We start from the raw sequence: 23,869 nt of genomic DNA, 5'->3' as shown, positions 1-23,869 counted from the left end.
TCTCACGCCTCCTTTGCGTCGACGGGAACGGAGACGGTCGCGGCGGCCGCGTCGGAGCCGGTACGACGCGAGCGTCGCAGCGGCGGCTTCGCGCCCAGTCGCTTCGGGTCCAGCCCGGACCAGGGGTGACCGCTGGCGAAGAAGTTCGTGCGGGCCAGCAGCGTCATGACGGGCTTGGTGAAGAGGAACACCACGACCACGTCGAGCAGGGTCGTCAGACCCAGGGTGAAGGCGAAGCCCTGCACCTTGCCGACGGTGACGATGAACAGGACCGCGGCCGCCAGGAACGACACGAAGTCGGAGACCAGGATGGTGCGACGGGCACGGGGCCAGGCGCGCTCGACGGCCGGACGCAGGGTGCGGCCCTCGCGGATCTCGTCACGGATGCGTTCGAAGTACACGATGAACGAGTCCGCGGTGATGCCGATCGCGACGATCGCACCACAGACGGCCGGCAGGTTCAGTGCGAAGCCGATGCCCTTGCCGAGCAGCGCCATGATCGTGTACGTGAGGATGCCGGAGACGATGAGGCTGATGATGGCGACGAACGCCAGGCCCCGGTAGTACGCCAGCAGGTAGATCACGACGAGGGCGAGGCCGATGGCGCCGGCGATGAGGCCGGCCTTCAGCTGCTCGCCGCCGAGCGCGGCGGAGACGGTGGTGACGCTGTCCTCCTGGAAGGACAGCGGCAGGGCGCCGTACGAGAGCATGTTGCCCAGGTCCATCGCGGACTGCTGGGTGAAGCCGCCGGAGATCTCGGCGTTGCCGCCGGTCAGCGCCTGGCTGACGGACGGGTCGGAGATGACCTCGCCGTCGAGCACGATGGCGAACTGGTTCTGCGGGGACTGCTTGGCAGCGAGCTCACCGGTGATCTTGGCGAACTTGTCGGCGCCCTTGTCGGTGAACTGCATCGTGACGATCCAGATGCCGCGCTGCTGGTCGATGATGCCCTTGGCGTCCTTGACGTCCTGGCCGTTGACCTGGGCCGGGCCGAGCACCCACTTGCCCCAGGCGTCGCCGCGCTTGCCACAGGCGAGCGTCGGGTCCTCGGGCTTCACGTTCTTGCTGACGGCGATGCGCTGCGCCTCGTTGCTGCAGTCCAGCGCGGCGAACTTCGCCTGCAGGTCCGCGGCTGCGGCCTGGTCGGCGGTCGGCGCGGACGGCGACGTGGACGGGGTGGCCTTGTCGTCTGCCTTCTTCGACTCGCTCGCCGAGGGCGAGGGAGAGGGGGCGTTCGGGGCCTTGAGGGCCTCGCTGACCGCACGGCCCTGAGAAGTGGCGCTGGACGACGGGGTGGCACTGGCGGACGGGCTGCCGGAGCCGCTCGGCGCGGCGCTCGGGGCGCCGCTCGGGTTGGCCTCGGGGGCGACCGGGGCACCGTCCGCCTGGGCGAGCACGGGGCGGAAGTACAGCTGGGCGGTGGTACCGACCTGATCGCGCGCCTGCTGCTCGTTCGTCCCCTTGGGGATGTTCACGATGATGTGGTCTTGGCCCTGCTTCTGGACCTCGGCCTCGGAGACGCCGAGACCGTTGACGCGGCGTTCGATGATGCCGATCGCCGTGTTCATGTTGGTCTCGTTGATCGCGTCCGGCTTACCGGGCTCGCTCTTGGCCTTGAGCGTGATGCTCGTACCGCCGGCGAGGTCGATGCCGAGTCGCGGCGTCGTCTGCTTCGTGAGGAACATCCCCGCGGTGAGCGCCACCATCGCGATCAGGATGATGGCCAGGGAACGCCCCGGCCTCCCCTGAGCCCCCGTGGGCCGCCGGCCCTTCTTCGGTGCTGCCACCTTGTCGTATCTCCCTGTCCAACCGCCCCGCGCCGGGTCAGCGCGTGGACGGCCACGAAATGTGTGTGGGGACCCCTGCCCCCCGCAGAAGGGTCACTGGCGGGGGCCGCCGGAGCTGCCGGTCAGGCGCCCCGCACGGTCCCCGGTCCAGCGCTACTTCGCGCCGGCCTCGCCGTCGCTCTTGCCGTCCTTGGGCTCGTCGCCCTTGGACTCCTCCGCCGCGGGCTCGTCGGCCTGGGGCTCGTCCTTCTTGCCCAGGTCGAGCTTGGGGGCCTCGTCCCCGGTCAGGGAGGACGCGTCGTCCGGGACGACCGGCGTGTCGATCGTCAGATCATCGGTGATGCCGTGGACGATGCGGTTGTACTCCTCGTCCTCCAGCACGGCGCCGATGGCGTTCTTCGCGTAGATCGCGTGGACGCCGGGGGCCACCTCGAGCGTGACGGTGTCTTCGCCGATCTCCTTCACCGTGGCGTACATGCCACCGATGGTGCGGACGCCGGTGCCGGCCGTCAGCTGGTCGCGCATCTGCACGGCCTGCTGCTGCTTCTTCTTCTGGCTGCGGGTCAGCAGGAACATCGCCCCGATGATCAGCACGAACGGAAGGAGGGACATGATATTCACGGGACGCAGGTCCTTCGCATCGACCGCACAAGCGCACGGCCTTTGTACGGGGGGTGGGTACGCCGACCGTAAGGGTCGGCATCGGCGGAGTCTAGGCGAGTCCGCACCGATGGAACAACGCCCAGCATGTCACCGCAGTTCCTGAGGGGGCGAACCTCCGCGCCGTCAGGTCCCGAAGAGGCCCTGTTGTCCGCTTGATCCGTTCCCGCCGTGCTGTGGCGGAACAAGTCCCAGGTGAGCCCATGCGGCCGGGGTCGCGACCCGCCCCCGAGGGGTCCGGGCCAGCAGCCCTTCCCGGACGAGGAACGGCTCGGCCACCTCTTCCACGGTCTCCCGCTCCTCGCCGACGGCGACCGCGAGCGTCGACAGGCCGACGGGTCCTCCGCCGAAGAGCTTCAGGAGCGCCTCCAGGACGGCCCGGTCCAGCCGGTCGAGCCCGCGCTCGTCGACCTCGTAGACCTTCAGGGCGGTACCGGCGACCGCCCGGTTGATCACGCCGTCGGCCCTGACCTGGGCGTAGTCGCGGACGCGGCGCAGCAGCCGGTTGGCGATACGGGGGGTTCCGCGCGAGCGGCCGGCGATCTCGGCGGCTCCGGCGGTGTCGATCTCCACGTCGAGGAGCCGCGCGGAGCGGTGGATGACGCGCTCCAGCTCCTCGGGGGCGTAGAACTCCATGTGGCCGGTGAAGCCGAAGCGGTCGCGCAGCGGGGGCGGGAGCAGACCGGCCCGGGTCGTGGCCCCGACGAGGGTGAACGGGGGCAGCTCCAGCGGGATGGCGGTGGCTCCCGGGCCCTTGCCCACGATCACGTCGACGCGGAAGTCCTCCATGGCCATGTAGAGCATTTCCTCGGCGGGCCGGGACATGCGGTGGATCTCGTCGAGGAAGAGGACCTCGCCCTCCTGGAGGGAGGAGAGGATGGCGGCGAGGTCGCCCGCGTGCTGGATTGCGGGGCCGGAGGTGATCCGGATGGGCGCGCCCATCTCGGCCGCGATGATCATGGACAGGGTGGTCTTGCCCAGGCCCGGGGCGCCCGACAGCAGCACGTGATCGGCGGTGGCACCGCGCTGGCGGGCCGCCTTCAGGACGAGGTCCAGCTGCTGGCGGACCTTCTCCTGCCCGACGAACTCGCCGAGGTCCTTGGGCCGCAGGGCCGCCTCGACGGCGGTGTCCTCGCCGTCCGCCGCGGCTGCGACGATCCGGTCGTCGCTCTCGTCATCCCAGTTCACGGTGTCAGTCTGCCTTCTCGGTCGGTACGTCGTGTGCGGCGGCCCGGGCGAATCCAGCCCCTCCGGGCCACTTCCAGCCCCTCCGGGCACATCCAGCCCCCTGGGCCACTTCCAGCCCCGCCAGGCGGAAATCCAGCCCCTCCGGCGTTTGAGGAGCGGGGGTCCGGGGGCCGGCCCCCGGCAACGGCGCCGCACCCGGCAAGGGTCCGGGCGGAGCCCGGGGAACGGTGGAAGGGCGGGTAGGGGACCCGGCTCCGCGCAGCGACCCCGGCTCCGACCCCCGGGCCCGGCCCCGCCCCCCGCCGGGGTCAGCGGGCCCGGTTCAGGGACTGCAACGCCGCCCGCAGGAGCTGCGGAACCGGCGCCGACCCGCCGGCGGCAATGGCCTCCTCCGCCTGCGGCGTCACCGCCGAGACCGCGTCCTCCGCGTCCCGGGGCGCGTAGCCCAGTCCGACCAGCGCGGCGGAGAGCTGCTCCGACCACGGCGCCGGGCCGGAGGCCGCCGCGCGCTGCGCCCCGACCATCCCGCTCGACCCCAGCGGCGCGCCCAGCTTGTCCTTGAGGTCCAGCAGCAGCTTCTGCGCGCCCTTCTTCCCGATGCCGGAGACGGCCATCAGCGCCTTCTCGTCCCCCACCGAGACGGCGATCCGCAGCGCGTCCGGGCTGTGCACCGCCAGCATCGCCTGGGCGAGCTTCGGCCCGACCCCGCTGGCGGTCTGCAGGAGCTCGAAGACCTGGCGCTCGTCGTCGTCGGCGAAGCCGTACAGCGTCAGCGAGTCCTCCCGTACGACCAGGGACGTCGCCAGCCGGGCCGGCTCACCGGTCCGCAGGCCCGCGATGGTGTTCGGCGTGCAGTGCACGGCCATGCCCACTCCCCCGACCTCGATGACGGCCAAGGTGGGGGCGAGCGCGGCGACCGGGCCGCTGACGAAGGCGATCATGTGGTGCGGCCTTTCAGGGCGCTGGCATGCCGGTTGACGGCCTGCTGGAGGCGGTTCTGCGCGGGGGCGCGCCAGATGTGACAGATGGCGAGGGCGAGGGCGTCCGCGGCGTCGGCGGGCTTGGGCGGGGCGGACAGCCGCAGCAGCCGGGTGACCATGGCTCCGACCTGCGCCTTGTCGGCACGACCGCTGCCGGTGACGGCGGCCTTGACCTCGCTCGGGGTGTGCAGCGCGACCGGTATGCCGCGGCGCGCGGCGCACAGCATGGCGACGGCACTGGCCTGGGCGGTGCCCATCACCGTGCTGACGTTGTGCTGGCTGAACACCCGCTCCACGGCGACGACTTCGGGCTCGTACTGGTCGAGCCACTCCTCGATGCCCTGCTCGATCGCGACGAGCCGGTGGCCCAACTCGGCGTCCGCGGGCGTCCGTACGACCCCCACGCCGAGCATCGTCAGGGGGCGGCCCGCCACCCCCTCGACGACACCGACACCGCATCGGGTCAGCCCCGGGTCAACGCCGAGTACGCGCACCCCGCCTCCCCCCTTTGCGGCCAAACCGCCGCCGCTCTCGCGGAGGTGGTGCCTCGCCGTCGTGGCTGATCAATTGATAGTTTCGGTCGCCAGACTAACGGCTGCCTATGACAACGCAGCGGGCCGACGGGGTGTGTCCCCGTCGGCCCGCTGTCCGAACGCTGTGAGCCGTTGGCGCCTGGATCAGGCGTCGACCTTCTCCATGACCTCGTCCGAGACGTCGAAGTTGGCGAAGACGTTCTGCACGTCGTCGCTGTCCTCCAGCGCGTCGATCAGCTTGAAGATCTTGCGCGCGCCCTCTTCGTCCAGCTCGACCTGCATGGTCGGCAGGAAGTTGGAGTCGGCCGAGTCGTAGTCGATGCCGGCCTCCTGGAGGGCGGTACGGACCGCGACCATGTCGGTGGCCTCGCTGATGATCTCGAACTGCTCGCCGAGGTCGTTGACCTCTTCGGCACCGGCCTCCAGCACCGTCTCCAGGACGTCGTCCTCGGAGAGCTCGCCCTTGGGCAGCAGCACGACACCCTTGCGGTTGAACAGGTACGAGACCGAGCCCGGGTCGGCCATCGACCCGCCGTTGCGGGTCATGGCGACGCGCACGTCGGACGCGGCACGGTTGCGGTTGTCGGTGAGGCACTCGATGAGCACCGCGACGCCGTTCGGGCCGTAGCCTTCGTACATGATCGTCTCGTAGTCGGCGCCGCCGGCCTCGAGGCCGCCGCCGCGCTTGACCGCGGAGTCGATGTTCTTGTTCGGAACCGAGCTCTTCTTCGCCTTCTGGATGGCGTCGAAGAGGGTCGGGTTGCCATCGATGTCGGCGCCGCCCATACGGGCCGCGACCTCGATGTTCTTGATCAGCTTCGCGAAGAGCTTGCCGCGCTTGGCGTCAACCACGGCCTTCTTGTGCTTCGTCGTAGCCCATTTAGAGTGGCCGGACATCTGCCTGTCTCCTTCGCGTCACCAACAATGTTCGCCTCAGATCCTACCGGGACGCCGTTACAGCCCCGCGCGCACCATGTCGACGAAGTACGCGTGGACCCGGTCGTCACCCGTGAGCTCCGGGTGGAACGAGGTGGCGAGGACATTGCCCTGGCGCACGGCGACGGTGTGGCCGTCGTACGTGGCGAGCACCTCGGCGGCCGCGCCGACGGACTCGACCCAGGGGGCGCGGATGAAGACGCCCTCGACGGGGCCGCCCTCGATGCCGGCGAAGTCGACCTGAGCCTCGAAGGACTCGTTCTGGCGGCCGAAGGCGTTGCGGCGCACGATCATGTCGATGCCGCCCAGGGTCTCCTGGTCCTCACGGCCGTCCAGCAGCTTGTCCGCGAGCATGATCATGCCGGCGCAGGTGCCGTAGACCGGCATCCCGGCCCGCACTCGCTCGCGCAGCGGCTCCAGCATGCCGAACAGCACGGCGAGCTTCGACATGGTCGTGGACTCGCCGCCGGGGATCACCAGGGCGTCGACCTCGGCGAGCTCCTCGGGACGCCGGACCGGCCTGGCCACGGCGTCAGCCGAGGCCAGGGCGATCAGGTGCTCCCGTACGTCGCCCTGGAGTGCCAGGACACCAATCACGGGGGTGGTCATGGTGATGACTACCAGCCACGGTTGGCGTAGCGCTCGGACTCGGGGAGGGTGTCGCAGTTGATGCCGACCATGGCCTCGCCCAGGTTGCGGGAGGCGTCCGCGATGATCTTCGGGTCGTCGTAGAAGGTGGTGGCCTTCACGATGGCGGCGGCGCGCTTGGCCGGGTCGCCCGACTTGAAGATGCCGGAGCCGACGAAGACGCCCTCGGCACCGAGCTGGCGCATCAGTGCGGCGTCGGCCGGGGTGGCGACGCCACCGGCGGAGAACAGCACGACCGGGAGCTTGCCGAGCTCGGCAACTTCCTTGACCAGCTCGTACGGGGCGCGCAGCTCCTTGGCGGCGGCGAACAGCTCGTTGTTGTCGTAGCCGCGCAGGCGGGCGATCTCGTTCTTGATCTGGCGCAGGTGACGGACGGCCTCGACGACGTTGCCCGTACCGGCCTCGCCCTTCGAACGGATCATGGCCGCGCCCTCGGCGATGCGGCGCAGGGCCTCGCCCAGGTTGGTGGCGCCGCAGACGAAGGGGGTGGTGAACGCCCACTTGTCGGAGTGGTTGACCTCGTCGGCCGGGGTCAGGACCTCGGACTCGTCGATGTAGTCGACGCCGAGGGACTGGAGGACCTGGGCCTCGACGAAGTGGCCGATGCGGGACTTGGCCATGACCGGGATGGAGACGGCCTCGATGATCTCTTCGATCATGTTCGGGTCGGACATCCGGGCGACGCCGCCGTCCTTGCGGATGTCGGCGGGAACCCGCTCCAGGGCCATGACGGCCACGGCGCCGGCGTCCTCGGCGATCTTCGCCTGCTCGGCGTTGACCACATCCATGATCACGCCGCCCTTGAGCTGCTCGGCCATGCCGCGCTTGACGCGGGAGGTGCCGATCGCCGACTCAGCGGACTGCGGGGTGGAGGGAAGCGTGCTCACGGATTGACCTCACTCGAAAGGAAGATTCAGGCGCTACTACTGGTGATCGCTACGGGCGACCTGGTGGTACTCGACCGAGGAAACCTTCTGGACCAGTCCACGGCAAGGGCCAATGTGCAGCCGGTGGCCCTTTGCGATTTGGCCATTGGGTACAAGTTACGGCCGCTCGGCCAGATCCACCGGAGGCTCGTCGTCCATCTCGAAGGCCAGCGGGAACGCCGCGTGGCCCGCCAGCCGGAACCAGCGGACCTTGCGGTGGCGGCGCAGGGCACGGGCCGCGCGGACGGCGTCGTTGAGGAACCGCCGCGCCATCGGCACCCGGCGGACCGCCGCCGCGAGCTCCTCGGCGGCCTCCGCCCCGCCCGGGGCCGCCTTCAGCGCGTCGACCTGCCCGACATCGGCGAACACCGCACGCAATGCCTGACTGAGCTCGCTCTCGGCGACCTCCCGGTGCTCCTCCTCGGCCTGCCGGGCCGCGTGCGCGGCCTCGTACAGCACGAGCGAGGAGGCGGGGTCCAGCACCCCGGAGGTCGCGACCTCCAGCACCACGGAGGCCCGCCGCACGAGCTGCGCGTCGAGCGCGGCGCGGGCGGCGTCCATCCGCGAGTGCAGCCGGTCGAGCCGCCCGGCGGTCCAACTGAGGTACACCCCGACGAGGCCGAGGCCGAGGGCAATCCAGACAAGGGTTTCGATCACGGGCCGCGACTTTACCTCTCAGCCGATCTCCCCCGGCCTCCTGCCTCGCACGAGCCAGCGGTCGACCGCCTTCTCGATCTCCCAGGGCTCGGGCACACGGGGTGTCCCGGTGCTCCAGGATGCGCAACCGGCGGCCAGCTTCTCCGCCAGTTCCCGGCTGAGGGTGCGCCGCGCAACGCCGTCCTGTGTCGTGGCGATGCGCCGGCCCCAGCGCGCCGTGTCGACGACTGCGGACTTCACCGCCTCGTAGGCGGCGTAGTAGTCGAGATCGGCCCGCCATCCGGCCCGGCAGTCCGCAGGCGCCGACCGCTCCCATCCCTCCGTCACCGTGCGCCGCTCGGAGGGTGTGTAGGACATCTTGTGCAGATGGTCGGCGAGGTCGTACACGGGATCGCCCCACAGGGCGAGCTCCCAGTCCAAGAAGGCCACCCGCCCTTGGTCGGTCAGGATCATGTTCTTCCGGTGGATGTCCGCGTGCAGCAGCCGGAAGCTGCGCCCGGCCATCTCCCTTGCCCGGTCGGCGAGCGGGCCGCACGGGTCCCGGGGGACCCCGAGCTCGTCGTACAGGCCCTGGAGTCCCTCGTCCCCCCTCCCCCGGATCTCGCGCACCAGGGCGAGCAAGCGCTCGGCGAAACCCCTCGAGTCCCGGTCCGACGGCCAGTCCGGGGGGAGGGCGGGCAGCGTGGACAGCGGTACCCGCAGCAGCTCCGCAAAGAACCCTTCGATGCCCTTCAGGACGATCTCTGGAAGCGGCTGGCCGTCCGCGGCGATTGCGTCCGTCCTCCTGCCCGCGATGAAGCCGTGGATCTGGAAGTCGGGCTCCGTTCCCGCATAGAGCAGGCGCGGGGCGGACGGCACGAGGGGGCCGATCGCCTCCAGCACCTCGGCCTCCGGCCAGAGCGTCAGGTCCATGGCATCCGAGTCGCCCGCCTTGATCCGGACGATGACAGGACCGCTATCGGTCTCCACCCTCACGTTCCGGTTGTAGTACCCGGCCAGTGCGGTACCCCGTGTACAGGCCTCTTCGTACAGGGCGACGGCGTCCATGACTATCCCTCCCACCAGGCGGCAAGGCTGAGCGCGACCCGCTCGGGGGTCAGATCCGGAGGCGATCCCCATACCCGGCGGGCCGCATTGACCTTCTTGGCCAGGCGCCCGATGAGGAAGTCGCGCTCGGGTTGTGCTGCCGCCCGCAGCTGCTTCGAGTAGCGGACCGTGTCGACGATCGCCGACTTGATCCGCTCGTGCGCCACGTAGAGATCGAGGTCGTCGAGCGGCCCGTCGGTGAAGCGCGGCTGCAGTCTGTCCCGCCATCGGTTGAGCACCGCGGCCCGCTGGTCCTCGGGGTAGTCCATCTTGTGGAAGTGGATCCCGATCTCGTACATCGGATCTCCCCACAGGGCCAGTTCCCAGTCGAGGAACCAGGTGGCCCCGTCGGCCACGATCATGTTCTTACGGTGGAGATCGGCATGGAGCACGGCGAACGGGCGCGGCGTGAGGGTGCCCCACAGGGGTTCGACCACCGCCAGCGGATCGTCCGGAATGCCGAGCTCCGCGAAGACGTCCCGGTACTCGTCCGCGTACGTCGAGTGGACGTCCTGAGTAAGACCGGCCAGGAGGCGTCCGAATCCGGGGCTGTCGCCCGAAACGGGCCAGTGCGCGGGCACCTTGGGGGCCTTCTCCTGCGGGATGCGCGCCAGCTGATCCATCAGCGTGACCACGTCGTCCAGGACGTTCATGGGGACGGAACTGCCCCGGGGCGAGAAGCTGTCCAGAACGGGCCCCTCGATGAAGTGGTGCACCTGGAACCGGGGATCCTCGGACACGTGCCGCAGCTCCGGCACCCGGCCCACGTAGGGGCGGATGGAGGTGAGGACCTCCGCCTCCCTCCACAGGCGCAGATCCATGACGTCGGCGGCCGCCAGCGGGATGCGCACGTTGACCTTGCCGTCGGGCGTCGGCACTCCCACGTTCCGGTTGTAGTACCCGGCAGCGGACTCCGTCGCCGCGAGTGCGCGGTCGTAGAGCTCCAGCCATGTCACGAGGCCACCTCGATGAACATCGACAGGACGTCCTCCGTCCGCTGCTCGAGTTCCGCCGCCGTACCCGGCAGCCGGAGGGTGGGCTGGGCCCGTTCGGCCAGCGCCGCGATCTCCTGGTTCTCCAGTCCGATCCGTTCGGATGCGCGGTGGATGGCCAGGATCAGCGAAGGATAGACCTGGCAGGCCTCGAACTCGCGGGCCGCGTGGAGCAGGAGTTCCCGTGTCGCCTCCCGCTCCCCCCGCTGCAGAAGCAGGAACGCCCGGAACATGTCGGCCCTGGCACGGCCCGACCGGTAGCCGGCCCGGTCGAGCGCCGCATTGGCGTTCTCGAAGGACTGGTGCGCCCTGTCCAGTTGCCCCAGTCGGATCTGAGCGATGCCCATGGCGGTGTAGACCTTCCCGATCTCGTGTTGGGCGCCGAGGTCGCGTTGTACGTCAAGTGCCGCGCCCGCCTCCCTGACTGCCGCCTCGGGATCGGTGAAGGCGAGCAGCTCGGCCCGGTTCGTGCGGATGTTGGCCAGGCCCATGACGGCACCGCCGGCGCGGTACTCCGCTTCCGCCTGGTCCATGAGCTCCGCTGCGCGGCCGAAGTCCATCAGGAACCGGTGTCCGAGGTGCATCAGGCGCTTCAGATCGCCCCGGAGCACCCGCTCTTCGGGGGAAGACGTCCCGTGGACCTCTTCGGCCAGGGCGAAGGCTCCCTCGAAGTCGCCCTGCCACATCCGGATGTCCGCCACGCACAGGCCCGCCGAGGTCCGCGCCTCACCGTCGTGTTCCTCCCAGACCTGCTCGAAGATGCTCGCGGCCAGGCGGCTCTCCCCCGCGATGCGCCGCGCGTTGGCCCCGGCCAGCGCCAGCCGGGCCGAGACCACCGACCGGACGGGGGCGTCGCGCACCGGCGTGAGAGCTATCGCCGCGCTCGTGTCTCCGAGTTCCAGCCTGGACTCGGCGTCGAGGCAGTCGGCGGCGTCCCGGATTCCGGCAAGAGCGTCCGGGGCCGTGTCCGTGCCGCCGCCCGCCCCCAGGTGGTCCCTCAGATCCTTGACCATGCCGTCGACCGCCTGCCGGCTGCTCATGCCGATGGCGCGGTCGGCATGCTTGAAGATCTGCTCGGGGGACAGGTTCCCGGCGTGCAGGCCGTGGTAGACCGCCTCGTGCAAGGGGGAGGAACGGGCGACGCCCACGCTCTCCACACCAGCCTCCACCCGATCGGCAAGGCCCTCCCAATGCTGCCGCAGTACTACGTGGACCCGACGCTTGACCGCCGCAGAGAGATGCCCCTGAAGAGCCGCGATCATCAGCTGGTGCAGCCGGTACCAGCCCTGCGGCAGCGGGTACGCGAAGGAGTAAGCCGTCAGCGATTCCCAGGTCAGCAGGTTCGTCGGAAGATCGAAGTCCCTGCCGATGGTCCGGAACACTTCGAGGTCGAAAGTGCGCGCGATGCTGAGCAGCTCCAGGATCCTGACCTCGTCGGGTGCCACGTGCTGGAGGAACCGCTGGACGATCTCCTCCGACGTCCCCGCGTCCTCCATCCGGCCGGGGTTCTGCACATGGGTGTCCACAGCGAGGTGGAGGTAGAACGGAACCCCCGCGCTGGCCTCGGCGATGGACCGCTGCCGCGGGATTTCCGTGATCCCCGCCTGGCCCAGCAGGGCCAGGCGGGCCGCCATCGGCAGGCCCCCGACCCGGGCCTTGCGGATCACGGTCTCCCACTCCCTGTCGTAGGCCGCCCAGGGCAGGGGCTCCCTGCTCGCGAGCACGGTCAGCCCGCCGTGCAGCTGGCCGAGCAGATCGCGTACCCAGGCATCGGTGGCGAAGCTGCGCCCTCCGGGCAGTGGCGTGGGCACCATGGCCTCGTAGGCGTCCACGAACAAGACGTACCGCCGGTCCGCGGCCGACTCGCGCATCTCCTCCGCGAACAGGTACGTCACCGCGTGGCCCAGTTCGGCGTTCGACAGGCTGTCGAGCTCCTGGAGGGTCGGGTCCGCCTCGATCCGGTGCCGGCGCTGCCGGTTGGCCATCGCCCGTCCCGTGAGCCGCACGAGCCCCGTAGCGGTACCGATGACCGGGAGGCCCATCGCATCGTCCAGGACCTGCTTCAGGATCTCGCTCTCCTCCGCGAAGGGCGTGTTCTTCCGGTCCATCTGCAGTTGAGGGTGGACGCGCTGCCAGAGGACCGCGTAGGCGATGTCGAAGCGGTCGAACTTCACGCCCTGCGCCCCAAGCTCCGTGCGCAGGACGGCGAGGGCGTCCTCCTGCTGCCGGAGGGTGGGCAGCTGTAGATCCAGCCGGGCCGTCCGGAAGGAGTCCGGCGTACGTTGGCGCAGCTCCTGGAGCAGCCGCGATTTCCCGATCCCCCCGACGCCTACGAGGTTGAGGATCCTGGGCCCCGAGGAGATCCCCCGCAGTTCCTCGTCGTACGTGGCGAGCAGTCCCTCACGATTGAAGAACTGCCGCTGTAATGCCGAAACCCGTCGGTAACGCGGCCTGATGGACATGGCGACTCCCCCCGATACTCCTGTGGCACCGAGGCGAGGTTACCCACACTCCGCGAGCACATACGGGCGGCTTTGCGTACCGAACAGCCCTGTCTCGCACTTGAGTTCGCCCGCGCAGCGGAATACCGGCACCGTCCCGCGCCCCCGGGGGCTAGCCGTCGCGGGTGAGGCCCAGGCGGGTGCGGAGGGGGGCTCGTTCGTCTTCGGCCACCGCTGCCGCGCCGTCCGTCACCGTTTCGTAGACGGCCAGGATGTCCGCCGCCACCGTCGACCAGTCGAAGCGGCGCACGTGGGCGGAGCCGCGGGTGCTCAGTTCCGCGCGGCGGGCGGGGTCGCCGAGGAGGGCGATCGCCGCGGCGGCCAGGGAGTCGGGGTCCTCGTTCGCGAAGAGCTCCCCCGCCGCGCCCTGGTCCAGGACCTGCGCGAAGGCGTCCAGGTCGGCGGCGAGGACCGCCGCGCCTGCCGAGAGGGCTTCCACCAGGATGATGCCGAAGCTCTCGCCGCCCGTGTTCGGGGCCACGTACACGTCGACGCTGCGCAGCAGCCGCGCCTTGTCCTCGTCCGAGACCATGCCGAGGAACTCGACCCGGGAGCGGAGTTCGGGTGGGAGGGAGGCGACCGCCTCCTCCTCGTCGCCGCGGCCCGCCACGAGGAGCCGTACGTCCGGGCAGGCCTCCACGATCTTCGGGAAGGCCGCCATCAGGACCGGCAGGCCCTTGCGCGGTTCGTCGATCCGGCCGATGAAGCCGAGAGTCTGGCCCGACCAGGCCGGATTCGGGTCGGCCTTGGCGAAGAAGTCCACGTCGACGCCGTTGGGGATGACCACCGCGTCCCCGCCGAGGTGCTCGACCAGCGTGCGCCGCGCGTACTCGCTCACCGCGATCCGGGCGCTGATCTTCTCCAGCGCCGGCTGCAGGATCGGGTACGCCGCGAGCATGGCCCGGGAGCGCGGGTTGGAGGTGTGGAAGGTGGCCACGATGGGGCCCTGTGCCGCCCAGCAGGTCAGCAGGCCCAGCGAGGGGGCGGTCGGCTCGTGGATGTGGACCACGTCGAAGACCCCGTCGTGCAGCCAGCGCCGTACCCGGGCCGCCGACAGGAAGCCGAAATTGAGGCGGGCCACCGACCCGTTGTACGGCACCGGCACCGCCCGGCCCGCCGAGACCACGTAGGGGGGCAGGCCGGTCTCGTCGTCCGACGGGGCCAGGACCGACACCTCGTGGCCGAGGCCGATGAGGTGTTCCGCCAGGTCACGGATGTGGAACTGGACCCCGCCGGGCACGTCCCAGGAGTACGGGCAGACGATGCCGATCTTCACGCGGAGTGCTCCTCGGGCCGGCCGGCGCCGTGGCCGGCGGTCTCGCGCGGTTCCAGGTCTTCCAGCCACAGCCGCTGGAGCATGTGCCAGTCCTGCGGGTGTTCGGCGATGCCCTGCGCGAAGGCGTCGGCGAGCGCCTGCGTCATGACGGCCGTCTTCTCCTGCCGGGTGCCCTGCTCGGGCACCTCCACCGGGGAGTGGATCCGGCCGTACATCTTCGGCGCGTCCCCGTAGTACAGGGTGGCCGGGAGCAGGATCGCGCCGGTCTGCTGGGCGAGCAGCGCCGGACCGGCCGGCATCCGCGCCGCCGAGCCGAAGAAGTCCACTTCCACCCCGGAAGCCGACAGGTCGCGGTCCGCGACCAGGCAGACGAGCCCGCCGGAGCGCAGCCGTCGCGCGAGCGTGCCGAAGGCGGCGCCGCCGTTGTGCGGGAGCACCTCCATGCCCAGGCTCTCGCGGTAGGCGACGAAGCGGTCGTAGAGGGTTTCCGGCTTGAGGCGTTCGGCGACCGTGGTGAACGGCACTCCGATGTGGGTGACGGCCCAGGCGCCTGCGAGGTCCCAGTTGGCCAGGTGCGGGAGGGCCACCACGACACCGCGTCCGGAGGCCAGTGCCTCGCGCAGGATGTGGTCGTCCTTCATCTGCACGTCGGTGCCGAATCGTTCCTTGGCCATGGTCGGCAGGCGGAAGGACTCCATCCAGTACCGCATGTAGGAGCGCATGCCCGCGTGCGACAGCTCGCGCAGCCGCTCGGGCGTCGCGTCCGGCACCACCCGGGCCAGGTTCGACTCCAGGCGCAGCACGCTCTTGCCGCGCCGCTTCCAGGTGAAGTCCGCGATCCGCTGTCCGAGGGCGGCCGCGGCCGGCTCGGGCAGCTTCTTGACCCCGGCCCAGCCGAGCCCGTAGAGCCCGTCGACCAGCTTGTCCTGTGCCTTGCCCATCAGGGCGTACCGCCTTCGGAGGGAGCACCCGCGGCAGCGGCGGCAGCGTCGGCCTCTGCCGATTCGCGCCGTACGGTCACCACGCGCTGGATCAGGGTCACGAGCGAGCCCGCCGCGACCACCCACAGCGCGATCGGCAGCAGCACGCCGATCCACGAGGGGACGCCGAAGGTCTCCAGCCCGGACAGACCGGCCGCGACCAGCGTGATCACCAGGCGTTCGGCGCGTTCGATGAGTCCGTTGACGGCGACCGGCAGGCCGATCGACTCGCCACGGGCCTTGGTGTACGAGACCACCTGGCCGCTGGCCAGGCAGAAGATGGCGACCGCGCAGAGCGCGTTGTCGTTCCCGGAACCCGCGTACCAGAGCGCGAGCCCGCCGAAGATCGCCGCGTCCGCCACCCGGTCGAGGGTGGAGTCGAGGAAGGCGCCCCACCGGCTGGAGACGCCGGCCTGGCGGGCCATGTTCCCGTCCACCAGGTCGGAGAAGACGAAGAGCGTGATGGTGATCGTGCCCCAGAAGAACTCGCCCATGGGGAAGAAGACCAGGGCTCCGGCCACCACTCCGGCCGTGCCGATGAGGGTGACCGCGTCGGGACTCACTCCCATCCGGAGCAGAAATGCGGCGAATGGCGTGAGAACACGCGTGAAGAATGCACGCGCGTACTTGTTCAGCATGGCCTTCCCGGAGGGTCGCTGGGCCGCACGGCCACCACGGCCACCGGCTGGCCCATCGTAGCCAGGGCCCCGGGCCATCGGCGCCGCGCACCCACCGGTTCACACGACGTGGGCCGTTCTCGGGCCGTTCGCCACGTTCCGCACGCCCTGTCGGACCTGTTGCGGACCTGTTCCCGGACCTGTTTCCGGGCACGTTTCCGGACACCTTCCCCGGCGGGTCCCCCCGCCTCCCCCGGGCACGTTCCCGGGCCTCGCGCCCGGGCGCCGCCCCCGCCGCCCCACCGCCTCCGGTACGACGTATGGACGGGGTGTGACGGCAGTGCAAAGCTCGTAGAAGGAATTTTCCTCTCCATCCCCTCCAAGTCGGGAGGCACGAACATCGTGGGAGCCGCATCACACCAATCCGGAGCCGCCGGAAGAGCACCGACGGCCGACCACCCGGCCTCCGTACGGAACGTCGTGCTGGTCGGCCACAGCGGATCCGGCAAGACCACCCTGGTCGAAGCCCTGGCCCTGACCGCCGGCGCCGTGAAGCGCGCCGGGCGCGTCGAGGACGGCGCCACCGTCTCCGACTACGACGAGATCGAGCAGCGCCGCCAGCGCTCCATCCAGCTCTCCCTGGTCCCCGTGGAGTGGGCCGGAGTCAAGATCAACATCCTGGACACCCCCGGTTACGCCGACTTCGTCGGTGAGCTCCGGGCCGGACTGCGCGCCGCCGACGCGGCCCTCTTCGTGGTCTCGGCCGCCGAGGACGGCGACGGGCTCTCCGGGGCCACCCGGATGGTCTGGGACGAATGCGCCGCCGTCGGCATGCCGCGCGCCATCGTCGTGACCCACCTGGAAGCCGCCCGCGCCGACTACACGCAGATGACCACGGTGTGCGGAGACGCCTTCGGGGCGGACGATCCCGACGCCGTGCGCCCGCTCTACCTGCCCCTGCACGGCCCCGCCGGCCCCGACGGCCACGCCCCGGTGGCCGGACTGCTCGGGCTGCTCTCCCAGCGCGTCTACGACTACACCTCCGGCGACCGCGTCGAACGCGACCCGGACCCCGGCGAGCTCGCCCTGATCACCGACGCCCGCGCCCGGCTGATCGAGGGGATCATCGCCGAGAGCGAGGACGAGACCCTCATGGACCGCTACCTCGGCGGCGAGGACATCGACCTCAAGACGCTGGTCGACGACCTGGAGCGGGCCGTCGCCCGCGGCACCTTCCACCCCGTCCTGATGGCCGCCCCCGCCGCCGACGGCGCCCGCAAGGGCCTGGGCACCGTAGAGCTCCTCGAACTGATCACCGGCGGCTTCCCCACCCCGCTGGAGCGCGCGCCCGTCACCGTCACCACCCCCGACGGCGGGGCCCGCCCCGCGATCACCTGCGATCCCGGCGGACCGCTCGTCGCCGAGGTGGTGAAGACCTCCTCCGACCCCTACGTCGGCCGCGTCTCGCTGGTCCGCGTCTTCTCCGGCACCCTGCGCCCCGACGAGACGGTGCACGTGAGCGGGCACGGTCTTACCGGCCGTGGACACGAGGATCACGATGTGGACGAGCGCATCGGCGCCCTGACCTCCCCCTTCGGCAAACAGCAGCGCACCCTCGCCCACTGCATCGCCGGCGATCTGGCCTGCGTGGCCAAACTCACCCGTGCCGAGACCGGAGACACCCTCTCCGCCAAGGACGACCCCCTCCTCATGGAGGCCTGGTCCATGCCCGACCCGCTGCTCCCCCTCGCCATCGAGGCCCACAGCAAGGCCGACGAGGACAAGCTCTCCCAGGGCCTGGCCCGGTTGGTCGCCGAAGACCCGACCATGCGGCTCGAACAGAACCCGCACACCCGCCAGCTCGTCCTGTGGTGCCTCGGCGAGGCCCATCAGGACCTCGCCCTCGAACGGCTGCGCACCCGGTACGGGGTCCAGGTCGACCCGGTCGCGCACAAGGTCAGCCTCCGCGAGACCTTCGGCGCCAAGGCCGGCGGCCGCGGACGGCACGTGAAGCAGTCCGGCGGGCACGGTCAGTTCGCCATCTGCGAGATCGAGGTCGAGCCGCTGCCGCCGGGCAGCGGCATCGAGTTCGTCGACAAGGTCGTCGGCGGAGCGGTTCCGCGCCAGTTCATCCCGTCCGTGGAGAAGGGCGTCCGGGCACAGGCGGCCCGGGGGCTCGCGGCCGGCTACCCGCTGGTCGACGTACGCATCACCCTGCTCGACGGCAAGGCCCACTCGGTGGACTCCTCCGACGCCGCCTTCCAGACCGCGGGCGCCCTCGCCCTGCGCGAAGCCGCCTCCGGGGCCTCCGTCCAGCTCCTCGAACCGGTCGCCGAGCTCGCCGTACTCGTTCCCGACGAGTACGTCGGCCCCGTCATGAGCGACCTCGCCGGACGCCGGGGCCGCGTCGTGGGCACCGACGCGGCGGGCACCGGCCGCACCCGGGTCCTCGCCGAGATCCCCGAGATCGAGATCGGCCGGTACGCCGTGGAGCTGCGCTCCGTATCGCACGGCACGGGCCTTTTCAGCCGTACGTACGCGCGGCACGAGCCGATGCCGCCACAGATAGCGGACAAGATGCGCGAACAGACCGAGAAGGGGAGCCAACTGACATAGCGTCACCCGGGCCGCCCATCCAACCCGCTTGCGATGGGCGGCATTTACCTGTCCCATGACCACGGGGAGGAATCGGCCGATAGGCTCGTCCGCGCGTGAGACGGGCAGAACGAACGGGTAGACCAACCGGGCGGGCCCAGCAGACGGCTCAGCTGACGGGACCGGCAGTCGGGCCCGGCAGGCAGGTCGAGCGCACAGGGCGGGAACGCCGCACCGGGAACACCACCCGGAGCGGGCGGCATCGCGGGCAGGCCCGCACACGAGCACGACGCACAGCGATGGGGGCAGCGGTGGCGGACGACGGATTCGACTTCAGGCCCGGGGCACAGATCCCGCTCCAGGGCGGCGGCGGCCAGACCGCCGCGACCAACGCCCTCGCGTCCGCCGCCTACCGGGACGGCGGACGCGACACCAAGCTGGACGAGATACTCAAGGCCAACAACGAGTACCACGAGTCCGTCGTCAAACCCGCCAAGGTGTCCCTGCTCGCCCCCAACCTCGGCGAGGCCTTCTGCCGCGCCGTCGAGGCGCGCACCGTCCCGGCCACCCGCAAACCCCTCATCCAGTCCTTCGGCGCCGACCCGCAGACCGTCGTCGAGCACTGTCTGGCCGCCTCCCGCATCCGCAAGGAGCGTGACCGCAAGCTCCGCCTGATCATGCTCGTCTGCGGGGTCGTGTTCCTCCCCGGCCTGCTGCTGTGGCTCGGCCTGTTCTGGGCCCGCAAGGCCCTGGCCGACTCCGATGCCAAGCGGGCCTCCTGGATGGGCACGGCGCTCCTGGTGGGCGTGGGCCTGGTGGTCGCCGTACTCATGTTCCGGCTCCCCGTGACCGGCGCGGCGAGCATCTACGTCCGCGCCATGGTCATCGCCCCGGTCGCCGGCTGGTTCCTCGCCCGCAGGCTCTGCGAGGCCACCGCCGAAGACCTGCGCTCCCGCTGGGACGGGCTCCTCGCGGGCGGCGGCGGGGTGGCCGCCAAGATCCCGGAGGCCGTCCCCGGCAACCCCGACGAGAAGGCCCGCGAGGACCTGCGCCACTCCCTGGCCAAGCTCACCGCCGAGGACCGCAGCAATGCCGTCTTCTACGCCGGCCCCAAGGGCATACTCGGCATGGGCACGCGCTGGGGCAGCTGGCAGATGGCCGAGGAGCTCGTCCCCAAGAACGAGGGCTCCGAGATCCACCCGTTCCGCAGCTGGGACGTCATACGCGCGATCGACACCCAGCTGCGCAAGCTGGAGCGCGGCCCCCTGCACACCGGTGGCCTCCCGCCCGCGTCGATCCAGCACTGGATCGTCTCCCCGGTCGGCGAGGGCGCCAAGGAGGTGACCCGCCCCAGCGGAGCGGACGTGGACACCTTCCTGGTCAAGCCGCACGAGATCACCCGGATCTGCAACGAGCAGCAGTTCAGCGCCGGCAACCGGCACTACCTCGGCATCCAGTACCCGCTCTGGGACGGCCAGCTCGTGATCACCATGCTGGTCACGGTCACCGTGCTCTACAAGACCCTGCGCGTGGAGGTCACCGGGCACGCGCTCGGCCCGGTGCACGGCCTGTTCACCACCAAGTCGGCGGCGCCCGTCGACGAGGTCGCCAAATCCGTGCGCTTCTGGGAAACCGTGGAGCTCAAGCGGCCCGTGGTCGACACCAGCGAGGTCGTACGCCTCGCCGTGCGCGCGCCCTTCACCTGGTACCCGCCGCTCCTGGACTTCCTGGGCGGCAAGCTCGTCCTCCCGGAGCCCTTCGGCGTCCGCCACGTCTGGGCCGGCCAGCCGTGGCGCCACCGCTTCATGGCGGACGACGCGATGCGCGCCGCGACCCCGGTCCTGCGGGCGGTGCACACCGCCGCGCTGCGGGTCCTGGAGGAGAACGGGGTCGACATCGACCGCTTCAGCAACCGCTCGATGATCGTCAGCGGTCTGGTCCAGGACGCCGCACCGCGCAAGGCGGACGCCTACGACGCGTGAGCCCGCGCGGACGTCCGCCGGGCACGCCCTAGTCGGTGGGCCAGGCGTCGGCGAGCATCTGGCGGGTGTCCGCGAGGAGTTGGGGCAGCACCTTGGTGTGGCCCACGACCGGCATGAAGTTCGTGTCCCCGCCCCAGCGGGGCACGATGTGCTGGTGCAGGTGCGCGGCGATGCCGGCGCCGGCGGCCTGGCCCTGGTTCATGCCGATGTTGAACCCGTGCGCACCGGAGGCCTTGCGCAGCGCGACCATCGCCCGCTTCGTGAGGTCGGCGAGCTCGAGGGTCTCGGCGGCGTCCAGATCCGTGTAATCGGCGACGTGCCGGTAGGGCACGACCATCAGGTGGCCGCCGTTGTACGGGTAGAGGTTCAGCACGGCGTAGACGTGCTTGCCCCGGGCCACGACCAGGCCGTCCTGGTCCGACATCTCCGGAATCCCGCAGAAGGGACAGCCGTCCCCGGCCTCCGGCCCGGTCGGCTTGTTCTCCCCCTGGATGTAGGCCATCCGGTGGGGCGTCCACAGTCGCTGGAACGCGTCCTGCGTGCCCACACCGATCTGCTGCTCCGGCTCAATCGTCATGGGATGCAGCATATGACCTTGACCCCGAGCGGCGTGTCGGCGGGGCGAACACCGGTGTGCGGGACGCGATGCTGAGCCCATGGACGATGCGACCGAGACCCGTGACCAGGCCTGGGAGCGCCGGACCGAGCTGCCCCTGTTCTACGCTTCCCTGCTCTTCCTCGCCGGCTACACGGTCTCCGTGGTGGCCTACCGGGCCCACCCGCTGTGGCGGGACATCGGCCTCGGCGTGGTCATCCTGACCTGGGCCTGCTTCATCGTGGACTACCTGGCCCGGCTGGTCCTGAGCCGCATGCGGCCGCTGCGCTTCGTCCGCGTGCACTGGCTGGACACCCTGATCGTGCTGCTGCCGCTGCTGCGGCCGCTGCGCATGGTCAAGGTCCACGACGCGATCGAGGCCCGCCACAACCGCCCGCGCCGGAACCTGTACGCGCGCGTGATGTCGTACGCGGGCCTGTCGGCCGGGCTGCTCGGCTTCGCGGGCGCCCTCGGGGTCCACCACTTCGAGCGCCAGGCCCCGGGAGCCTCGATCCTCACGCTCGGGGACGCGGTGTGGTGGGTGTGCGAGACGCTGACGACGGTGGGCTACGGGGACATGGCCCCCGTGACGCCGGGGGGCCGGATCATCGCGGGGTTCATGATGGCCGGCGGGCTGGCGCTGCTGGGCGCGGTGACGGGTTCATTCTCGTCCTGGATGCTGCAGGCCTTCCGGCGGGAGGACGAGGAAGCCCCCGGGAAGTGAGACTTCCCGAGGGCCGGTCGCCGCCGATCCCCGCCGGGGCGGGGAGCACGATCACACCTGGACGCGGCGCTCCACGACGTCCACGAGCTTCGCCAGCGCCTGGTCGCGCGGGACGCCGTTCTCCTGCGAACCGTCGCGGTAGCGGAAGGAGACGGTGCCCGCGGCCATGTCCTCGTCACCGACGATGATCATGAAGGGGACCTTCAGCTTCTGCTGGTTGCGGATCTTCTTCTGCATGCGGTCGGAGGAGGCGTCCACCTCGACGCGCAGGCCCTTCTTCTTCGCCTCGGCGGCGAACTCCTGCAGGTACTCGATGTGCGAGTCGCCGATCGGGATGCCGACCGCCTGGACCGGGGCGAGCCACGGCGGCATGACGCCCGCGTAGTGCTCCAGCAGGACGGCGAAGAACCGCTCGATGGAACCGAACAGCGCACGGTGGATCATGACCGGACGCTGCTTGGTGCCGTCGGGGCCGGTGTACTCCAGGTTGAAGCGCTCCGGCAGGTTGAAGTCGAGCTGCACGGTCGACATCTGCCAGGTGCGGCCGATCGCGTCACGGCACTGGACGGAGATCTTCGGGCCGTAGAAGGCGGCGCCGCCCGGGTCCGGGACCAGGGGCAGGCCCTGCTTCTCGGCGACCTGCTGGAGGGTGGCGGTGGCCTCCTCCCAGATCTCGTCCGAGCCGACGAACTTCTCCGGGTCCTTGGTCGACAGCTCCAGGTAGAAGTCGGTCAGACCGTAGTCGCGGAGCAGGTTCAGCACGAAGGTCAGCGTGCGGTCGAGCTCCTCCGCCATCTGCTCCTTGGTGCAGTAGATGTGCGCGTCGTCCTGGGTGAAACCGCGCGAGCGGGTCAGGCCGTGCACGACGCCGGACTTCTCGTACCGGTACACGGTGCCGAACTCGAAGAGGCGCAGCGGCAGTTCGCGGTAGGAGCGGCCGCGCGCATCGAAGATCAGGTTGTGCATCGGGCAGTTCATGGGCTTGAGGTAGTAGTCGGTACCACCGTCGAGCTGCATGGGGGGGTACATGCCCTCCGCGTACCAGTCCAGGTGGCCGCTCTTCTCGAAGAGGGTGCCCTTGGTGGCGTGCGGGGTGTAGACGAACTCGTAGCCCTCTTCCTCGTGCCGCTTGCGCGAGTAGTCCTCCATGGTGCGGCGGATGACGCCGCCGCGCGGGTGGAAGACGGCCAGGCCGGAGCCGATCTCGTCCTGTACGGAGAACAGGTCGAGCTCGGTGCCGAGCTTGCGGTGGTCGCGCTTCTCGGCCTCCACGAGGAAGTCGAGGTGGGCCTTCAGCTCCTCCTTCGACGGCCACGCGGTGCCGTAGATGCGCTGGAGCATCGGGTTCTTCTCGCTGCCGCGCCAGTAGGCGGCGGCGTTGCGCATGAGCTTGAACGCGGGGATGTTGCGGGTGGTCGGCAGGTGGGGACCGCGGCAGAGGTCCTTCCAGCACAGGTCGCCGGTCTTGGCGTCGAAGTTGTCGTAGATGGTCAGCTCGCCGCCGCCCACCTCGACGTTCGCACCGTCGTCGGTCGAGGCCGAACCCTTGATGCCGATGAGCTCCAGCTTGTACGGCTCGTCCTTGAGCTCCTCGCGGGCCGCCTCGTCGGTGACGACGCGGCGGGCGAAGCGCTGGCCGCGCTTCTGGATCTCCTGCATCTTCTTCTCGATGGCCTTGAGGTCATCGGGGGTGAAGGGCTTCGCGACGTCGAAGTCGTAGTAGAAGCCGTCCCGGACCGGCGGGCCGATGCCCAGCTTGGCCTCGGGGAAGAGCTCCTGCACGGCCTGCGCCATGACGTGCGCGGTGGAGTGGCGCAGGATGTCGAGGCCGTCGGGAGAGGAGATCTCCACGGGCTCGACGGTCTCGCCGTCCTTCACCTCGTACGCGAGGTCCTTCAGCTCACCTGCGATGCGCGCGGCGACGATGGTGCGCTCGCCGGCGAAGAGCTCTGCCGCCGTAGTGCCCGTGGCCACCACGCGCTCGTCCCGCTCGGAATCGCGTTGGATGAACACACGGACGTCTGACACCGGTCTCTCCTGACTCAGGGGGTGCGCGAGCGAACACTGCGCGCCTGAATCGTACCGAGCGGATGGGCCGCGCCGCTAAACGGTTACCGCCGGGCCGGCGGGCCGCCCCGGAAAGCGGCACCCCACGGCACCGCCCGGGGCATCCCTTCGACGGCGGGGGAACCGGCGCAGCAGGACG

20 protein-coding genes are annotated in these 23,869 nt (G+C 70.5%); 3 read left to right on the top strand and 17 right to left on the bottom strand.

Annotation, left to right across the window (positions count from 1 at the left end; translation table 11 throughout):
* Nucleotides 1–2 precede the first annotated feature (2 nt).
* From secD to pgsA, 15 genes are all read right to left on the bottom strand, one after another.
* Nucleotides 3–1,787, bottom strand: coding sequence for a protein translocase subunit SecD (gene secD, locus ACFRU2_RS22090; RefSeq protein WP_382974542.1), 1,785 nt, complete (start codon nt 1,785–1,787; stop codon nt 3–5).
* A 153-nt stretch (nt 1,788–1,940) separates the two neighbouring features.
* Entirely contained in the window at nt 1,941–2,408 is a 468-nt protein-coding gene (gene yajC / locus ACFRU2_RS22085; RefSeq protein ID WP_375954031.1) for a preprotein translocase subunit YajC, read from the bottom strand.
* 165 nt (nt 2,409–2,573) lie between these two features.
* Nucleotides 2,574–3,635 carry a Holliday junction branch migration DNA helicase RuvB gene (gene ruvB, locus ACFRU2_RS22080; RefSeq protein ID WP_274547951.1) on the bottom strand — a complete coding sequence of 354 codons (1,062 nt, stop codon included), beginning with the start codon at nt 3,633–3,635 and terminating at the stop codon, nt 2,574–2,576.
* Nucleotides 3,636–3,943: 308 nt separating this feature from the next.
* Nucleotides 3,944–4,576 carry a Holliday junction branch migration protein RuvA gene (gene ruvA, locus ACFRU2_RS22075; protein ID WP_382974539.1) on the bottom strand — a complete coding sequence of 211 codons (633 nt, stop codon included), beginning with the start codon at nt 4,574–4,576 and terminating at the stop codon, nt 3,944–3,946.
* Nucleotides 4,573–5,109 carry a crossover junction endodeoxyribonuclease RuvC gene (gene ruvC, locus ACFRU2_RS22070; RefSeq protein WP_382974537.1) on the bottom strand — a complete coding sequence of 179 codons (537 nt, stop codon included), beginning with the start codon at nt 5,107–5,109 and terminating at the stop codon, nt 4,573–4,575. Before ruvC ends, ruvA begins: the two co-directional genes overlap by 4 nt.
* Before the next feature lie 183 nt (nt 5,110–5,292).
* On the bottom strand, nt 5,293–6,045 hold the full coding sequence (locus tag ACFRU2_RS22065; protein WP_254384884.1) for a YebC/PmpR family DNA-binding transcriptional regulator: 753 nt from the start codon (nt 6,043–6,045) through the stop codon (nt 5,293–5,295).
* A 57-nt stretch (nt 6,046–6,102) separates the two neighbouring features.
* A complete protein-coding gene (pdxT, locus tag ACFRU2_RS22060) occupies nt 6,103–6,693 on the bottom strand; it encodes a pyridoxal 5'-phosphate synthase glutaminase subunit PdxT (protein WP_328297665.1) in 591 nt (196 codons plus the stop codon).
* A gap of 8 nt (nt 6,694–6,701) precedes the next feature.
* Nucleotides 6,702–7,619, bottom strand: coding sequence for a pyridoxal 5'-phosphate synthase lyase subunit PdxS (gene pdxS, locus ACFRU2_RS22055; protein ID WP_030294529.1), 918 nt, complete (start codon nt 7,617–7,619; stop codon nt 6,702–6,704).
* Between the two features lie 156 nt (nt 7,620–7,775).
* Nucleotides 7,776–8,315, bottom strand: coding sequence for a hypothetical protein (locus ACFRU2_RS22050; protein ID WP_382974534.1), 540 nt, complete (start codon nt 8,313–8,315; stop codon nt 7,776–7,778).
* Nucleotides 8,316–8,333: 18 nt separating this feature from the next.
* Nucleotides 8,334–9,362, bottom strand: coding sequence for an aminoglycoside phosphotransferase family protein (locus ACFRU2_RS22045; protein ID WP_382974532.1), 1,029 nt, complete (start codon nt 9,360–9,362; stop codon nt 8,334–8,336).
* 2 nt (nt 9,363–9,364) lie between these two features.
* Nucleotides 9,365–10,357, bottom strand: a complete 993-nt coding sequence (locus tag ACFRU2_RS22040) for a phosphotransferase family protein (RefSeq protein WP_382974530.1) — start codon at nt 10,355–10,357, stop codon at nt 9,365–9,367.
* Complete coding sequence (locus ACFRU2_RS22035) at nt 10,354–12,855, bottom strand: hypothetical protein (RefSeq protein ID WP_382974528.1); 2,502 nt, start codon at nt 12,853–12,855, stop codon at nt 10,354–10,356. The genes ACFRU2_RS22040 and ACFRU2_RS22035 overlap by 4 nt, the downstream gene beginning before the upstream one ends.
* 151 nt (nt 12,856–13,006) lie before the next feature.
* Nucleotides 13,007–14,170 carry a glycosyltransferase family 4 protein gene (locus ACFRU2_RS22030; protein ID WP_382974526.1) on the bottom strand — a complete coding sequence of 388 codons (1,164 nt, stop codon included), beginning with the start codon at nt 14,168–14,170 and terminating at the stop codon, nt 13,007–13,009.
* Nucleotides 14,167–15,111, bottom strand: a complete 945-nt coding sequence (locus ACFRU2_RS22025) for a phosphatidylinositol mannoside acyltransferase (RefSeq protein WP_382974525.1) — start codon at nt 15,109–15,111, stop codon at nt 14,167–14,169. Before ACFRU2_RS22025 ends, ACFRU2_RS22030 begins: the two co-directional genes overlap by 4 nt.
* Nucleotides 15,111–15,788 carry a phosphatidylinositol phosphate synthase gene (gene pgsA, locus ACFRU2_RS22020; protein ID WP_382974523.1) on the bottom strand — a complete coding sequence of 226 codons (678 nt, stop codon included), beginning with the start codon at nt 15,786–15,788 and terminating at the stop codon, nt 15,111–15,113. The genes ACFRU2_RS22025 and pgsA overlap by 1 nt, the downstream gene beginning before the upstream one ends.
* A gap of 381 nt (nt 15,789–16,169) precedes the next feature.
* Between pgsA and ACFRU2_RS22015 the strand changes: the two genes are divergently transcribed.
* Both ACFRU2_RS22015 and ACFRU2_RS22010 read left to right on the top strand, forming a co-directional pair.
* Nucleotides 16,170–18,383: an elongation factor G-like protein EF-G2 gene (locus tag ACFRU2_RS22015; RefSeq protein WP_382974520.1), complete on the top strand. Its 2,214-nt coding sequence runs from the start codon at nt 16,170–16,172 to the stop codon at nt 18,381–18,383.
* A gap of 290 nt (nt 18,384–18,673) precedes the next feature.
* Nucleotides 18,674–20,344: a hypothetical protein gene (locus ACFRU2_RS22010; protein WP_382974518.1), complete on the top strand. Its 1,671-nt coding sequence runs from the start codon at nt 18,674–18,676 to the stop codon at nt 20,342–20,344.
* A 28-nt stretch (nt 20,345–20,372) separates the two neighbouring features.
* On the opposite strand, the gene ACFRU2_RS22005 is transcribed toward ACFRU2_RS22010, so the two are convergent.
* Nucleotides 20,373–20,933: an HIT domain-containing protein gene (locus tag ACFRU2_RS22005; protein WP_274547960.1), complete on the bottom strand. Its 561-nt coding sequence runs from the start codon at nt 20,931–20,933 to the stop codon at nt 20,373–20,375.
* A 67-nt stretch (nt 20,934–21,000) separates the two neighbouring features.
* Between ACFRU2_RS22005 and ACFRU2_RS22000 the strand changes: the two genes are divergently transcribed.
* Nucleotides 21,001–21,663, top strand: coding sequence for a potassium channel family protein (locus ACFRU2_RS22000; protein WP_382974516.1), 663 nt, complete (start codon nt 21,001–21,003; stop codon nt 21,661–21,663).
* Between the two features lie 51 nt (nt 21,664–21,714).
* Here the strand turns inward: ACFRU2_RS22000 and thrS are convergent, their stop codons facing one another.
* Nucleotides 21,715–23,691: a threonine--tRNA ligase gene (gene thrS, locus ACFRU2_RS21995; protein WP_274547962.1), complete on the bottom strand. Its 1,977-nt coding sequence runs from the start codon at nt 23,689–23,691 to the stop codon at nt 21,715–21,717.
* Between the last annotated feature and the right edge of the window lie 178 nt (nt 23,692–23,869).

Source organism: Streptomyces sp. NPDC056883, assembly GCF_042788835.1.
In the GTDB taxonomy this organism is placed as follows: Bacteria; Actinomycetota; Actinomycetes; order Streptomycetales; family Streptomycetaceae; genus Streptomyces; species Streptomyces stoeckheimensis.
The sequence above is the reverse complement of the archived record's forward strand: the minus strand, read 5'-3'. Positions and strand labels throughout refer to the sequence as shown.